Below are 15,406 nucleotides of genomic sequence, written 5' to 3'. Positions count from 1 at the left end.
TGTTTTAGCTGTTTTTGGCAATTTGTGCCATTAGTTCTGCTTCGGCAACAAGTTTGCCGTTGGCATAAGCATTTGCCTGCATGTGGCATATCCCCCTGCGTATAGGAGAAATAAGGTCGCATTTGAATACAAGGGTATCTCCCGGAAGTACTTTATGCTTGAACTTTACATTATCTATCTTCATGAAGTAGGTCAGGTAGTTTTCCGGATCCGGCACAGAGCTCAGGATAAGGATACCGCCTGTCTGCGCCATTGCTTCTATAATCAGCACGCCCGGCATAACCGGCGCACCCGGAAAGTGGCCCACGAAGAAGCTTTCATTCATCGTTACGTTCTTAAGTCCTACCACATGGCTGTCGCTCATTTCCAGGATCTTATCTACCAACAGGAACGGCGGACGGTGCGGCAGCATGCTCATGATCTTGTTCACATCCATGAAAGGCTCTTTGTGAAGGTCATAAACCGGCACCTGGTTGCGCTGTTCAATCTTGATTATCTTCGACATTTTCTTGGCAAACTGCGTGTTCACGAAATGCCCCGGCTTGTTGGCAATTACCTTACCGCGGATACGTGTACCGATAAGCGCAAGGTCGCCTACTACATCAAGCAGCTTGTGGCGTGCCGCCTCGTTCGGGTAATGCAGCGTAAGGTTGTCCAGTATCCCGTTAGGCTTCACTGCAATGCTTTCTTTCCCAAAAGCAACCTTAAGGCTTTCCATTGTCTCGGGTGATATTTCCTTATCTACATAAACGATAGCATTGTTAAGGTCGCCTCCTTTTATGAGTCCGTTCTGCAGCAATGCTTCCAGCTCATGAAGGAAGCTGAAGGTGCGCGAATCGGCAATCTCGGTTTTAAAATCACTTATATTTTTAAGCGTGGCGTTTTGTGTACCAAGTACTTTGGTGCCAAAATCTACCATCGCGGTAACCTGGTATTCGTCTGAAGGCATTACAATGATCTCGCTTCCGGTAGTTTCATCCGTATACGATATTACTTCCTTTACCACATATACATGGCGTTCGGCATCCTGTTCCTCCACGCCTACTTTTTCTATGGCTTCCACAAAAAACTTAGACGATCCATCCATAATAGGAGGTTCGGAAGCGTCCAGCTCTATTATAACATTATCTACATCGCACCCAACAAATGCGGCGAGCACGTGCTCTGATGTTTGTATCTTAACGCCTTTCTTTTCAAGATTTGTCCCTCTTTGGGTATTTACAACATAATTGGCATCAGCCTCTACAACGGGCTGGCCTTCCAAATCTACCCTAACAAAAGTATATCCGTTATTTACCGGTGCGGGCTTAAAGGTCATTGTAACTTCCTTACCGGTATGCAGGCCGACACCTTTTAACGATATTTCGCTCTTGATTGTGGTTTGTTTAACCATTACCTATCCTTTTAGTTATTGTTTGTTTTGTTGTTTGAGTTCTTCAATATCCGACACAATTTTTGGGAAATTCCTGAAATGTACGTAGGACTTATTGAAGTCGGAATAGCCTAATGCCGGGCTGCCCTGAACAGTCTCCCCGTCGGGAATGCTTTTGCCAACCCCCGACTGTGCCTGGATGCGTACGCCATTGCCAATGGTGATATGCCCTACGATCCCTACCTGACCTCCAATGATGCAGTTCCTTCCAATCTTGGTAGATCCCGCCACCCCGGTTTGGGATGCGATCACGGTATTTTCACCTATGGTCACATTATGGGCTATCTGTATCTGGTTGTCCAGCTTAACGCCCTTCTTTATTACGGTCGATCCAAGCGTGGCCCTGTCTACGGTAGTGCAGGAGCCAATATCAACGTTATCTTCTATAATTACGTTGCCAATCTGTGGAATCTTATTATAAACACCTTCATCATTGGGCGCAAAGCCAAAGCCATCCGATCCGATAATGGCACCGGAATGAATGGTACATCCTTTACCTATAACGGTTTCCGAATAAACACGGACACCTGCAAAAAGTATTGTATCATCGCCAATGACCACGTTGTCACCCACAAAAGTATTGGGATATATCTTCACGTTGCTGCCTATCTTTACATTTTTGCCTATGTAGCAAAAACTCCCCAGGTACAGGTTATCTCCATAGGTAGCGCCTTCCGAAAGGACAGAGGGTTGCTCTATGCCGCTTTTCATCAGCTTTACCTGGTTGTAGTATTCCAGAAGTTTGGAGAACGACTGGTAGGCATCATCTACCTTAATGAGTGTGGTAGTAATATCGTTTTCAGGCTCAAAAGTCCTGTTCACTATTGTAATGGTTGCCTGTGTGGAATATATGTAGGGCAGGTATTTAGGGTTAGCCAAAAAAGTAAGCGAACCATCAGTCCCTTCCTCTATTTTGGCCAATCTGAAGACTTCGGCATTGGGATTGCCCACAATGTCACCTTCCAGTAAACCTGCTATCTGTTCTGCTGTAAATTTCATCCCGACAAAAATATAAAATTTAATTAAATAGCTGCCTGTTCCAAAAGCACTTTTGGAAAACACAGGTAATACTTGGTCACCGGCTTAGACAAAGCCTTTAAATTCAGTTGATCCGATGCCTCAACAACATCTTCTATGGTCCTGTCCTTCTTTAATATATGTATGGGCTCCCCGGTCTTATTGTAAGCCTGGTTCTTAATTTTTCCTTTAAACACAAAGTATTCAGCCTCTTTCTCGCTAATGCCATATAGTTCCATGATGCGTTTGCGAAGGGCCACAGCTTTTTCCTTATCCACCTTTTCGGCCTGCATCTTTATTTTTAGCAGGTCGCGGTTAATGATCATCCTGCTCAGTTCCCGCAATACAAGGTCTTCATGGAACTGCCACATTTTTATTGCACTGATAATGTCGAAATCGTCGAGGTATGAAAATTTCACCAGCACTTCCTCGCTGAAGTCGTCGAGGCTTATCTTATTTTCGAGGAAAAACTGTAATGGTGCACTGGAGCCCAGGTGTTTGCCATGCTGTGTAAGTTCTTTGGCGCGCTTTAATATTTTGGTAAGTATCAGTTCGGCAACAACACTGGTCTTATGGAGGTAGCATTGCCAGTACATCAGCCTTCGCGCCACAAGAAATTTCTCTACAGAGTATATCCCCTTCTCCTCTATCACCAGCATATCATCCTGCACATTGAACATCTGTATCAGCCGCTCACTATTGATATTCCCTTCGGCAACGCCGCTGTAAAAGCTGTCACGCTTCAGGTAATCCATCCGGTCCATATCCAGCTGGCTCGATATGAGCTGCAGCATAAACCTGCGGTGGTATTCGCCTTTAAATATTTGTATCGCCAGTGTCAGTTTTCCGTCAAATTCTTTGTTGAGGCTGTCCATGAACAGCAGCGATATAGCTTCGTGGCTCACATTCTCTACGATACTGTGCTCCATTGCATGAGAGAACGGGCCGTGGCCAATGTCGTGCAACAGTATGGCTATATCGAGAGCGGCCTCTTCTTCAGGGGATATTGCAACACCTTTGAATTTCAGTACCTGAACGGTACGCTGCATAATGTGCATGCATCCAAGCGCGTGATGAAACCGTGTATGGTGCGCCCCCGGATATACCAGGTAGGACATCCCCATTTGGGAAATGCGGCGGAGCCTCTGGAAATAAGGGTGTTGGATAAGGTCGTATACCAGCGGGTTAGTTATGGAAATAAACCCGTAAATAGGGTCGTTTAAAATCTTAAGCTTGTTGATCTCGCTCACTGTGCACATTTTACAACAAATATAGTGATTACGGTGTGCCCTGTAACGCCGAAATCAGGATTTTTAACATGGCATGTAAGTATTGTTAACGCAAATTAATAGTAAGCGTTAAACATAGGTTAATCATAGGCTTACAGCTTCCTGATTACGAAGGGAATGCCTAATTTTATAAAAGTAAAAAATCGCAGCCATGAAAAAAACAGCGCTCATATTACTCGCTTTCTTTGCCTTTACGGCTTTTGCGGCTGCACAGGAAAAACAGGATGTGACGCAACGCCAACCGCCCGTTGTAACACAGCAACAGGTTGAGCAGGACGCAAAGCAGGCACAGCAACAGCGGCAGAAAGCAGATCAGGAACGAAGGGTACAACTTGAACGGCAAAAACGCGAGGAGCGCACGCAGTTAACGGACAATACGACTATTAACAATATATCCACTAAGAAAACTTCAACACGTACCGGAGAACAATAATAACGTTATTTTTTGTTACTTAGGTTATTGAAGGAGAGCCTTGCAAAGGAATTTGCAGGGCTTTTTCGTTTTTGTTTCAGGTTACCGGGGTGGAAATACAAAGTGTAAGTGTAGCTCTTTATTTACAATTAATACCCTGCATTGCCATTTCCGGCAGGCCAAGCTCCCTTGCTTTCTTTACATCAGCGCATGCCAGTTCCATATCATTTTTTTCCTGCGCCAGCCTTGCCCTGCAGGAATAGATGTAGGCCAGGTTCTTTTGAGGAGCATTTTGTGCATTGATTATAGTAGTGTAATCAGCCATAGCTTTGTCAAACTGCCCTATCATCTGATAATTTGTTGCCCGCGATATCAATGCTCTCCACGCCTGTTCTTCATTGCTTACCTCGAGCGCTTTGCTATAAATCATCACAGCTGCTTCATACCTGCGCGCTTTGCTCTGTACTACAGCTTTTTCCATTAATTCCTGGAAATCGCCTTCAGGCTTCCTATTTCCTTTTGCTGCAGCTTCCTCAACTACTTTTACAGCGGTTTCCTTTTTGGCACTTTCAGGTTTTGAAGCGGCCTTGCTATTGCCGGCCTGATTGCTGTATTTCGGGTACGTTTGTGCACTGGCTGCAATGCCTGTGAACAGGATTGCAAAGAATAGTAAATGTTTCATAATTAGTTGGTTTTGATTACTAATTTATGAAATAATGAAATACGGTCGCAATTAACGCATAAAAAAAAAGCCTTCACTATACAGGAAGGCCATTATCATTTCTTTTGTGTGTTTTCATTTTCTTCGAGCCACGGCTTGATATGCATGATCTTTCCGTCACGGCTGACAACCAATGGGCTATCCATCCTCTTTTTAAAGGCGATCAAATCTTCACTGACTTTTGCCATAGCATCAATGATTTTTTTCTGATGGGAACTTAATCTTTCATCCTTCATAATTCTCCCTCAATTTATCGAATATTTTATTGTCAAATATACTCAACTCTACTTTTTCTTTCTTTGCAGCTATTAGCTTAGGCACATTCATTGTATTATCAAAGATAAGGACTTCGTCAACAACCGGGATATAAATATCGAACAAATTTCTGATGCCACCTTTATATCTACGGACAATTACATCAACCGGGATATTATGGCCTCCCTCCTTCACTCTTGTGGCAACCCTTTCTATAGCCAATGTTACACTGTCCAGCCAAAAAAATAGCAAGGTCACTTTATATCCTTTCTGCTGTGCTATTGCAATTTTTCCCCTGTAGCTTTTGGTTGATAATGTAGTAATTCCGCTTCCAAAAGTTCGTTGATCCTGTGGAGCATTATCCTTCCAGCTTCGAAAGAAACCTTTTCAGGCTGGAAAGGTGACAAGCCTTTGGCTATCTCATCAGCATTGACAAACTCTTTACAATCTAGTATTTCGGGCAATATAGTAAAGGAAGCCGTTGTCTTTCCCGCTCCATTGCAGCCTGCTATGATGTAAAGGTTTTTGTCCATTATTACAAATATAAGGAAACGTTATTAATCTTAAAGTCATAAAAAAAACCACCTGCATTGAGGTGGCTTTATTCAATTATTTTCTGCCGGAGTTAGAATTTCTCTCCAGCAGCTTTTTTAGATTCACCATTATATTCTACAAGTGTAGCAAGCGCTTTCTTCATCCTTTCCACAAGTGTTTGGTCCGGGGTAAAATTAAACGGCGCACTGTAATCATTATAGTTGGGGCCGGCAATAGACATATACTCAAACTGATTTGTGCTGCCATCACCGCACTTTGAACCGCCCAGTTGTTTACCTGACATGAAGAAGTCATCAGAATACTCATTGCTCAGGCCTGTTATTTTATTAAGGTCGATTGTCGTGGTGCAAACGTCGCCTGAATTCATTTGTTTTGAATACACGAAAAGGCCGTTGCTGTAAGAAATGAATTTTCTTGGTGCAGCCAGGTTTTCCTGCATTTTAGCAGCAATCCAGTCCATTGTTTCAGCTTTGCTCGGTTTGGAGCTCGTTGTTTTGGCGGCAGGCTTGGCAGCCGTTGCTTTTTTCTGTGCGCTAACACTTAGTGTCATTAGTACTGCCAGCAGTACCAGTAGTTTTGAAATTTTCATTGGTATAGGTTTGATTGGTTATGCCTACTATCGTATATGGGTTTCTGTTCGGCTCATTTTCCCCCGGCTAAAAACACTTTAACCGCTGCCAAAACTATCAAAATTTGTAATGCGAAAACATTCTTTTCGGCAGCATTTACTGGCAATTTTTAATTCGGGGCATCCAAATGAAAGAGCGTTCAGTTTGAGTTAATATTCGTTTTTTTCTGTAGTAGCTATCTGTGCATATAGAAACTATTCTAATGCTGAAAAATATTACAATTCCCATCCTCTAACTGCGAAGACACGTATGGGTTTAGCGTAATAAAAAAAGCCCCTCCGTTTCCGGAAGGGCTTTCATATCTAAAATGGCTGGGGATTACTTCTGCTCTCCTTTTTCCATTCTTTCTTTCAATTGAGACAGTGCATCGATATCACCAAGGGTGGTTTTCTCAGCATTGTTTGAAGAAGAAGTCACAGACTCCTGTTGCTGCCTTACATTCTTCTCTTCCTCATCACGGAAAGTAGCTGTATGCGATGCAACAACCCTCTTGAATTCTTTATTGAATTCAATTACTTTAAATTCAGCAGATTCGCCTTTTTTAAGTTTTTTTCCGTCTTCTTTTTCAAGGTGGCGTGTAGGGATGAAAGCAACGATATCGTCACCAAACTCTACAGTAGCGCCTTTGTCAACTATTTCAGCAATCTCTCCAGTGTGAACTGATCCTACACCGAAAGAATCCTCATACTTGTCCCAAGGGTTAGCCTGAGTCTGTTTGTGGCCAAGAGAAAGTTTACGTCCTTCAACATCAAGCTCAAGAACTACAACGTCAAGCTTATCGCCTACGTTTACGAATTCACTTGGGTGCTTGATCTTCTTAGTCCATGAAAGGTCTGAGATGTAGATCAATCCGTCGATGCCTTCTTCAAGCTCTACGAATATACCGAAGTTTGTAAAGTTCCTTACGATACCTGTGTGGCGTGAACCTACAGGGTATTTAGTCGTGATGTCAGTCCATGGGTCTTGTGAAAGCTGCTTGATGCCAAGAGACATTTTGCGGTCTTCCCTGTCAAGAGTAAGGATAACTGCTTCTACCTCATCGCCAACTTTTACGAAGTCCTGTGCAGACCTAAGGTGTGTAGACCATGACATTTCAGAAACGTGGATAAGGCCTTCAACACCTTCAGCAACCTCGATAAATGCACCGTAGTCAGCAATAACCACTACTTTACCTTTTACTTTGTCACCAACGGCAAGGTTAGCATCAAGCGCATCCCAAGGGTGTGCGTTCAATTGCTTAAGACCAAGCTGGATCCTTGTTTTCTCATCATCAAAGTCAAGGATAACCACGTTAAGTTTTTGGTCTAATTCAAGAACCTCACTTGGGTGGTTGATACGGCTCCATGAAAGGTCAGTGATGTGGATAAGTCCGTCAACACCTCCAAGGTCAATGAATACACCGTATGAAGTAATGTTCTTAACAACACCTTCAAGTACCTGGCCTTTTTCAAGCTGCCCGATGATTTCTTTTTTCTGTACTTCGATATCCGCTTCGATAAGCGCTTTGTGGGATACAACAACGTTTTTGAATTCGTGGTTGATCTTCACAACTTTAAACTCCATAGTTTTGTTTACGTACTGGTCGTAATCACGGATCGGCTTAACATCGATCTGAGATCCCGGAAGGAAAGCCTCAATGCCGAAAACGTCTACGATCATACCGCCTTTAGTCCTGCATTTTACAAAACCATTAACGATCTCTCCTGTTTCGTTAGCACTGATAACCCTGTCCCAAGCCTTGATAGTACGCGCTTTCTTGTGAGAAAGAACAAGCTGACCTGATTTATCTTCGCGAACGTCGATAAGCACTTCAACTTTGTCACCTACTTTAAGGTTCGGGTTGTAGCGGAATTCGTTAAGGGAGATAACACCTTCAGATTTAGCATTGATGTCAACGATCGCATCCCTGTCAGTGATCCTTACAACTGTACCTTCTACTACCTCATCACTGTCAGTCGAAATGAAAGTCTTTTCAACCAATGTTTCAAATTCCCTCAGGTTTTGCTCATCTACCGGATCAATACCTTCTTCGAAGTTATGCCAGTTAAACTCCTGTAGAAATTCCTCTTTTGTTTTTGTTTGTTCAGACATGCTGATTTAAAAATTTGTATCCTGTGCGTTGCGGGGTTTCGTGCAGCAGCAAAACAGCAGAAGCGTTTTACATAAAAATGTTTTTAAACCTTAAGGAAACCTGTACTGCCAAAAGGTGCGCAAATGTACGATATTTTTTTGATTTACAAAACATTAGTCTTAAAGTTATCATAAGGAAAAATATAGCTTTTGATTAACACTCTTTATAATCACCTTAACAGCCTGTCCGTTTTATATTCAGTTATTTTATTCTCTGAAAACCAAAAGTATAAACTACTGAAAATCAAATGTGCTGCATGAAAAATATTACTTCTTTAGCCAACATATATACCTTTGCATTGCTTGCGTTGCTATGTACCGGAGTGTCTTACGCACAACTTAATGTAACTGTTACGCCAACTGATGAAACCTGCCCCGGTTATGGCGCGCTTTCAATATCAGTATCCAATGCCAGCCCTTCCGCACCTGTAGTGTATAAGGTGTATTTACTGCCCGAAACAACGATACCTGTATGGAACAGCACCGAATCATATGTGCCGGCGCTTCAGGATGGCGACTATCTTGTCACAGCGACACAGGAAGTTGGTGACAGCACCTCAACCGGCCAGGCCAACGCAACCATTGGGTCGCTATATGTGCCTATTGAATTCTATATAAGCAATACCACAGCCACCTGCAGCACAGGGACTGATATGACCGTTACAGTTACGGCAGGATCGGCAGCAACTTATGAAATTACCAGCGGGCCTGTGACTGTGCCGGCACAATCATCGAATGTTTTCAGCAACATCCCTTCAGGCACTTATGAGGTTCAGATAACAGATACATGCGGGAATGGGTTTACCGGTACGCACACCTTTGTTACCGAACAGACTACGCTTACACTCGCCGGGCCCGAATTTCCTGATACCGTTTTCTCCAATTGTAATACTGTCAATGTAAACTTCACCGTTACTACCGCAACAGCATCGGGTATCGTCTATCCGCTTACTGTACAGATAACAGCTACTCCTCCCGATGGTAGTGCAGACCTGGTGTACAACCAAAATATCACCTCCGGCGATTCATCCCTTCTTACCGTCAGCCAGGCCGTTGCTTACTTTTCCCAGCCTTACCAGGTAAGCATTAAAGTAACCGATCCATGCGGCAATGCATACCAACAAAACGGTACCGCAGATGTTGCGCTCCGCGCCAGTGCCAATCTTACCCAGGTATCCTGCAGCGGGCAAAGCCTTACGGTAAATACGACAAACCTAATGCCCCCTTATACCATAGATATTACTTCGGCGCCGGCAGGGTTTAACCCTTCAGATTATAACAATTCCTACCCCGGTCCATTTACCGGCCCGGCCGTATTTGGAGCCGAAAATAACCCAATGCCATTAGGCTCTTATGCAATCACCATTACCGATGCCTGCGGACACACCGACAGCTTTACAAAAGAGATAAACCAGCCTGCCGCACCGGAACCAATTGTAAATGCCGTGAACAATAATTGCCAGACACAACTTGGGAGGGTAACCATAAGGATACCCGGAAGCGCAGTGTTTGAGAGCGGTACCCTGGTTTCGGCGCCTTCGGCCTATTCAGGAGATACCCCAACCGATGTATCCGGCAATATAACCGATGACGGGAGGCTTACGGTTTCCAGCCTTCCGCCCGGCAACTACACCTTCGACCTTTCCGACTCCTGCGGCAATAGCTATGAAGATGTTGCAGTGACCATCCCGCAATTTTCTGCCCTTGCCCCGGATTATACCACAGGCCCGGACTGTATCGCAGGTATGGGAACCATCCTGATCCAGCCTTCGGTTACAGCAGTAACCATTACCGCCGCGCCATCGGGATTTGGCTATCCCCTACCCTACACGGCTACCTCTAATATCTTTGAAGGCAGCTTTAGCATGGACAATCTTACGCCGGGCAATTATACGTTTTCTGTAGACACAGAGTGCCAGAATGGCTATAGCCAAACCGTTGAAGTATTGCCGTTTACGGTTACGACAAATTCAATTACAGTAGACCCAACCTGTGATGATTTTAGTTTAAATATCGCTTACACTTCCAATGCGGACGCATCGGTTAGTTTCTGGCTCCAAAGGTTTAATGAGGAAACCGAAATGTGGGAACATCCAAATACAGGAAGTGTTTATACCGAAAATGACGAGCTTACTGCCGAAAATGCAATTCCGTTGTCGGTATCAAACACCGGCTTTACCGTAAATGGCGAGTTTCGTGTATTGAAACAGCAAACATCTTATTGTATGGGCAGCCTGGGTAAAAATGAAAAGATCTGTATCGAGGAAGCCTATGAGTTTGAATTTTATAACGTGCTTGCCATTACAAGCATTTATAACCGTACCTGTGTAGGCGAAGATTTTGATGTGGAAGTGAATGCTACGGGTATCACACCTCGCTACGAGCTCATCAGTAAAAATAATGACACCTCTTTTTATGTAGACAACGGCGAGAATAATATTTTTACGGGGCTGGAATCGGCGCTTTATGTTGTAAGGGTGACCGATGCCTGTGGCGAGTTCCGTGTGGAGCAGTTCAATATCGCAGAGCTACCCCCACTTATTACTGCAAGCGTAGCCGACGATCTTTTATATTGCGACGAAGCCGGAGCCGGATCGGGTACCTTCGACCTGTCGCTACAGGATGACGGGGTACTTGGCGATGTAGACCCCGATATTGCAGTTGTAACTTACCACGCTACCCAACAGGATGCCGACCAGGGCGTTAACCCACTGCCGAACAACTACAGCTCCGGCTCGGCTACTATTTATGCCCGGGTAGAATGGGTGGTAAACCCATTGTGCTACGGTACAAGTTCTTTCAACATTGTTTCAAGGCCGATATTTGAGTTGGCAATGGCCGATACCTGGGGAATGTGCAATGGGCAGCCTGTTACAATAACCGCTGATTCAGGATACCCATCGTACAGTTGGTCTACCGGAGAAACCACCCAAAGCATTACCGTAACCGAACCCGGGGATTATACTGTTACTGTTACCGATATTTGCGAGGTTTCCAAAACGGTATCTGCTGTAGTAGCTAACCAACCGCTAATAACAAACCTGGAAGTAGCGGACTGGACCGATAACAACAATACGATTACAGTATTTACTGACGGCACAGATCCTTCTGCCTATGAATATTCTTTTGACGGTATCAATTATCAGGACGAATCGATCCTGACCAACGTGCCTTCGGGAATAGTAACGGTATACGTACGCGACAGGTTCGGGTGCTTCCCTCCGGATGAGAAACAAGTGATTTTAGCTTCTTATCCAAAATATTTCTCACCCAATGGTGATGGCAACAATGACAGGTGGCGTATAGCTTTTGCCGCCCTTGAACCGGGACTTACCGTGCAGATATTTGACCGTTACGGAAAAATTCTCACCAATTTTGGTGCAACCAGCGAGGGCTGGGACGGCACTTTTAATGGTCGTGCAATGCCTGCGGACGATTACTGGTTTATCGTGAGACGCGGTGATGGCAGGGAATTAAAAGGGCACTTCGCAATAGTAAGATAGATGTCATAAGTACTAAAAAAACATAAATTTATATTCTAAACAAAAAATCGGGTTTATGTTAAAAACAATAAGATATTGTTAACTAATTGCTATAAATGATATCTTTAGCAAAATAATTAAGCACAAACTTAATTTTTTGCTATGAATATTTACCTGGAAAAATATTACCGGCAGCTGCAAACAGTACCGCTATGCAGCTATATATGCATAGCAATACTGCTCATAACAGGGCAGGCAACAGCACAGGATTTTACTTTAAATGTAAGTAAAACCGATGAGCTTTGCCCCGGCAATGGCTCCATGACTTTTTCTGTTGAAAATGCTGCACCAAGTATACCGGTAAATTACAAGGTATATGCGCTTCCTAATACCACTACTGCTATTTCCGACAATTCCAACACATCGGTTACCGGCCTGATTGATGGAACGTATCTTGTGGTAGCGACCCAGATGGTCAACGGAAGCCCTATGACCGACCAGGAACAGGTTACTATAGAGGACCATACGGTAACGCTTACATATGATGTACAACACGTGAATGCCTATTGCGGCCCGGATGGTTCGATTACGATATCAGTAACATCCGGCACTGCCGCTACTTATGAGATACTTGTAGGCCCAGTAACAAGGCCCCCGCAAAGTTCTAACATTTTTAACAACCTTCCTGCCGGAAACTACAGCGTAAGGGTGGTTGACAATTGCGGTTCGGGAAATGTAATTACCCACGAAGTTTTTTCAGACAGCGCTATCCTGGGAATTGGCCCTGCACTCTTCCCTGACGAGATATTGCCTGCATGCGACCAGATAACCATCAGCAATCTTGTAAGCTCGTCTAATGATGTTGACATGGCCTATCCGCTGACAGTTACTGTTACCGTGCATCCGCCGGGCGGTGGTACGCCTTTGGTCTATACGCAGTCTGTAGACTCCGGCGGGCCTCAGGAAACAAATGTGCGGCAGGTAATTCAATTTTACTATGACACACCTTATTATTACGACATAAAGGTAGTGGATCCCTGCGGTACGGTATATCTGTCCCAAAATAACCTGGTTGACCAAAAACTTGCCATAAGCCCCGTATTCGATGATATGGGTTGCGGTTTTAAAGCGCTTATCCTTACGCCCGGCAAATACATCCCACCTTATAATATTACGTTTATTCAGGCGCCCACCGGTTTTGACCCCGTGGCTTTTAATGCTGCCCACCCGGGCCCGTTTAATGATCCGCATGTAACTTATGGTACCCTGGAAAACCCTGTTCCTGTCGGGCTTTATAAATACAGCATTACCGATTCCTGCGGGCACACCGGAACAGGAGAAGCCGAATATGTAGAACCTGAAGTTGAGCCTATCGCAGGCGTGTTTAACGCCGGGTGTACCGGGGGGACAGGCCGTGTAGAAATTAACATTCCGGGGTTTATAATAGGAACAGCAACGGTTACCGAAGCGCCAGAAGACTATGAAGAGGAACACGGGTTGCCAAATGATGTGTCAGAATTTGTCACCGAAGACGATGGCCTGAAAATAAACGACCTGCCTATAGGAGAATATGTTGTTACGCTTATAGATACCTGTGGTACTGTGTGGCCCCCGCTTCATTTTGAAATCAAGCAGGCACCCGGTTCGGTAGGTACACCGCTCGCACGGCCTGACTGCACGCCGGGAAAAGCCAGTCTTACAATGGGTTCAACCGGTGGCACGCTGACTGTGGTAAGAATCACTGCTGCGCCGGCTGGGTTTACAGAACCCCTGCCCTATGATGTGTCTTTCAATATTTCCCCTATAGACTATACATTTTACATGGATAACCTTCCGCCGGGAAATTACAGCTTCCTTGTAGATACCTCCTGCGAGACAGGCGTGACGCGAACGGCAAACTTAAATGCCTACTCGGTCACGCAGAATGATTTTGAGCTGATACGGCATTGCGGTTCTTTCGACCTCGAGATGCACCATACCAGTAACGCTGTAGCTTTTCTTGCGTTTTGGCTGCAAAAGTACAACGCTGTTACCGGTACATGGGGCCACCCCGTTACCGGAGAATCAGTGCCCACCACCGGGCCATATGATGCTGAAAATGCATTACAGCTTACCAATAACAGCACCGTATATAGCCTTACCCAAACGGGGCAGTACCGCGTTATGAAAGTATTCCAGTCGTTCCCCAGCGGCAGTGTTGAGACCAAAAAGATCTGCGATGAACAGATATATAACTTTGAATTCCTGAACGACCTCCAGATAACAAGGATAGCAAGCCTCACCTGTTCCGGGGCAATAGGCGATGTACAGGTAGATGTGGAAGGCGCCGCCCCAATCAATTATGAAATAATCAGCAAGAATGGCGATACTTCCTTTTACATTAACAACGGTCAAAATAATATTTTCAATGCGCTGGATACCGCCTTTTATGTCGTAAGGGTAACCGATCTGTGCGGCAACCTGAAAACACAGACGTTCAATGTGGCCGACCTTCCCTCACTGGTTACAGCAGTGCAGCCCGGCGACCTTGAGCTTTGCGATGAAGGCAATAATGGAAAGGAAACATTTGACCTGTCACAGCAGGATGCTGTAATACTCGACGGGCAGGACCCCACGATGGTGGACATAACCTATCACACATCCCAGGCAGATGCCGATACCGGGCAAAATCCGGTGGCAGTACTATATGAATCTGCCACGGCTACCATTTATGCAAGGGTGGTGTACAACAACAATACCGAGTGCTTTGCCACCACATCGTTTGACATTATTGTGCACAGCATCCCCCAATTGCAGATGAACAGCATATGGACGGCCTGCCAGGGACAAAGTGTAGAAATAACAGCCGATGCCGGATACACCAGCTATGAATGGTCCGGCGGGCAAACAACACAATCGATAACAGTATCCGAAACCGGTAGCCACACCGTAAAGGTAACCAACGAATATGGGTGCGCAGCTGAGAAAACAATTCAGGTATCCATATCACCGATTCCTGTTATAAAACGTATTGACATTACCGACTGGACGGATAATAACAACACCATCACCGTTGTCATGGAAGATGAAACCCTTGCTGCCAGCTTTGAATATTCTGTGGATGGCATCAACTTTCAGGACAGCAATATTTTTTCAGGGCTTCCCGCAGGCCCTTACATCGTATTCGTAAAGGACAAATTCGATTGTGGCCTTTCCACCAGGCCGGCCTTCCTCCTGACCTATCCTAAATTCTTCACGCCCAATGGCGACGGTATCAATGAAACATGGCGCATTAAATACGCCATTATGGAGCCGGATATGTTTACTTATATCTTTGACCGCTACGGCAAGCTCATTACCGGCTTTGACAATGAAAGCCCGGGATGGGATGGCACACTAAACGGCAAACCGCTGCCGTCAACCGATTACTGGTTTGTAGTAGTAAGGCAGAATGGAGAGGAAAAGAAAGGGCATTTCTCGATGATCCGTTGATTTTTAATTGGAA

Annotated in this window: 10 protein-coding genes and 1 pseudogene; 3 read left to right on the top strand and 8 right to left on the bottom strand. The window is 44.8% G+C overall.

Features of this window, described 5'->3' with window-relative positions; translation table 11 throughout:
* Positions 1–4: 4 nt before the first annotated feature.
* The 3 genes from HYN59_RS12315 to HYN59_RS12305 are packed head-to-tail and all read right to left on the bottom strand — an operon-like array spanning position 5 to position 3,699.
* Complete coding sequence (locus HYN59_RS12315; protein ID WP_108778540.1) at positions 5–1,393, bottom strand: bifunctional UDP-3-O-[3-hydroxymyristoyl] N-acetylglucosamine deacetylase/3-hydroxyacyl-ACP dehydratase; 1,389 nt, start codon at positions 1,391–1,393, stop codon at positions 5–7.
* A gap of 15 nt (positions 1,394–1,408) precedes the next feature.
* Positions 1,409–2,431: a UDP-3-O-(3-hydroxymyristoyl)glucosamine N-acyltransferase gene (lpxD, locus tag HYN59_RS12310; protein WP_108779733.1), complete on the bottom strand. Its 1,023-nt coding sequence runs from the start codon at positions 2,429–2,431 to the stop codon at positions 1,409–1,411.
* A 23-nt stretch (positions 2,432–2,454) separates the two neighbouring features.
* Positions 2,455–3,699, bottom strand: a complete 1,245-nt coding sequence (locus tag HYN59_RS12305; RefSeq protein WP_108779732.1) for an HD domain-containing protein — start codon at positions 3,697–3,699, stop codon at positions 2,455–2,457.
* A 190-nt stretch (positions 3,700–3,889) separates the two neighbouring features.
* Here HYN59_RS12305 and HYN59_RS12300 point away from each other — a divergent pair, with 190 nt between their 5' ends.
* Positions 3,890–4,171: a hypothetical protein gene (locus tag HYN59_RS12300; protein ID WP_108778539.1), complete on the top strand. Its 282-nt coding sequence runs from the start codon at positions 3,890–3,892 to the stop codon at positions 4,169–4,171.
* A 118-nt stretch (positions 4,172–4,289) separates the two neighbouring features.
* On the opposite strand, the gene HYN59_RS12295 is transcribed toward HYN59_RS12300, so the two are convergent.
* From HYN59_RS12295 to rpsA, 5 genes and pseudogenes are all read right to left on the bottom strand, one after another.
* Complete coding sequence (locus tag HYN59_RS12295; RefSeq protein ID WP_108778538.1) at positions 4,290–4,832, bottom strand: tetratricopeptide repeat protein; 543 nt, start codon at positions 4,830–4,832, stop codon at positions 4,290–4,292.
* 95 nt (positions 4,833–4,927) lie between these two features.
* Positions 4,928–5,059, bottom strand: a complete 132-nt coding sequence (locus tag HYN59_RS18345) for a hypothetical protein (RefSeq protein ID WP_281261165.1) — start codon at positions 5,057–5,059, stop codon at positions 4,928–4,930.
* A 37-nt stretch (positions 5,060–5,096) separates the two neighbouring features.
* Positions 5,097–5,659 (bottom strand): annotated as a pseudogene (locus HYN59_RS12285) (ATPase).
* A 92-nt stretch (positions 5,660–5,751) separates the two neighbouring features.
* Positions 5,752–6,270 carry a hypothetical protein gene (locus HYN59_RS12280; protein WP_108778536.1) on the bottom strand — a complete coding sequence of 173 codons (519 nt, stop codon included), beginning with the start codon at positions 6,268–6,270 and terminating at the stop codon, positions 5,752–5,754.
* Between the two features lie 358 nt (positions 6,271–6,628).
* Positions 6,629–8,401: a 30S ribosomal protein S1 gene (gene rpsA / locus HYN59_RS12275; protein WP_108778535.1), complete on the bottom strand. Its 1,773-nt coding sequence runs from the start codon at positions 8,399–8,401 to the stop codon at positions 6,629–6,631.
* A 296-nt stretch (positions 8,402–8,697) separates the two neighbouring features.
* On the opposite strand from rpsA, the gene HYN59_RS12265 reads away from it, so the two are divergent.
* Positions 8,698–11,943, top strand: coding sequence for a T9SS type B sorting domain-containing protein (locus HYN59_RS12265; RefSeq protein WP_181369431.1), 3,246 nt, complete (start codon positions 8,698–8,700; stop codon positions 11,941–11,943).
* 141 nt (positions 11,944–12,084) lie between these two features.
* Positions 12,085–15,393 carry a T9SS type B sorting domain-containing protein gene (locus HYN59_RS12260; protein WP_108778532.1) on the top strand — a complete coding sequence of 1,103 codons (3,309 nt, stop codon included), beginning with the start codon at positions 12,085–12,087 and terminating at the stop codon, positions 15,391–15,393.
* Positions 15,394–15,406 lie beyond the last annotated feature (13 nt).

This window comes from Flavobacterium album, assembly GCF_003096035.1.
In the GTDB taxonomy this organism is placed as follows: Bacteria; Bacteroidota; Bacteroidia; order Flavobacteriales; family Flavobacteriaceae; genus Flavobacterium; species Flavobacterium album.
Note: the sequence above shows the minus strand (reverse complement) of the source record. Positions and strands in the feature narration are given on the sequence as shown.

Bases quoted from the DNA above. Each gene is read 5' to 3' on its own strand.
- HYN59_RS12315 (WP_108778540.1), bottom strand. From the start codon at position 1,393: ATGGTTAAACAAACCACAATCAAGAGCGAAATATCGTTAAAAGGTGTC.
- lpxD (WP_108779733.1), bottom strand. From the start codon at position 2,431: ATGAAATTTACAGCAGAACAGATAGCAGGTTTACTGGAAGGTGACATT.
- HYN59_RS12300 (WP_108778539.1), top strand. From the start codon at position 3,890: ATGAAAAAAACAGCGCTCATATTACTCGCTTTCTTTGCCTTTACGGCT.
- HYN59_RS12295 (WP_108778538.1), bottom strand. From the start codon at position 4,832: ATGAAACATTTACTATTCTTTGCAATCCTGTTCACAGGCATTGCAGCC.
- HYN59_RS18345 (WP_281261165.1), bottom strand. From the start codon at position 5,059: ATGGCAAAAGTCAGTGAAGATTTGATCGCCTTTAAAAAGAGGATGGAT.
- HYN59_RS12280 (WP_108778536.1), bottom strand. From the start codon at position 6,270: ATGAAAATTTCAAAACTACTGGTACTGCTGGCAGTACTAATGACACTA.
- rpsA (WP_108778535.1), bottom strand. From the start codon at position 8,401: ATGTCTGAACAAACAAAAACAAAAGAGGAATTTCTACAGGAGTTTAAC.
- HYN59_RS12265 (WP_181369431.1), top strand. From the start codon at position 8,698: ATGAAAAATATTACTTCTTTAGCCAACATATATACCTTTGCATTGCTT.
- HYN59_RS12260 (WP_108778532.1), top strand. From the start codon at position 12,085: ATGAATATTTACCTGGAAAAATATTACCGGCAGCTGCAAACAGTACCG.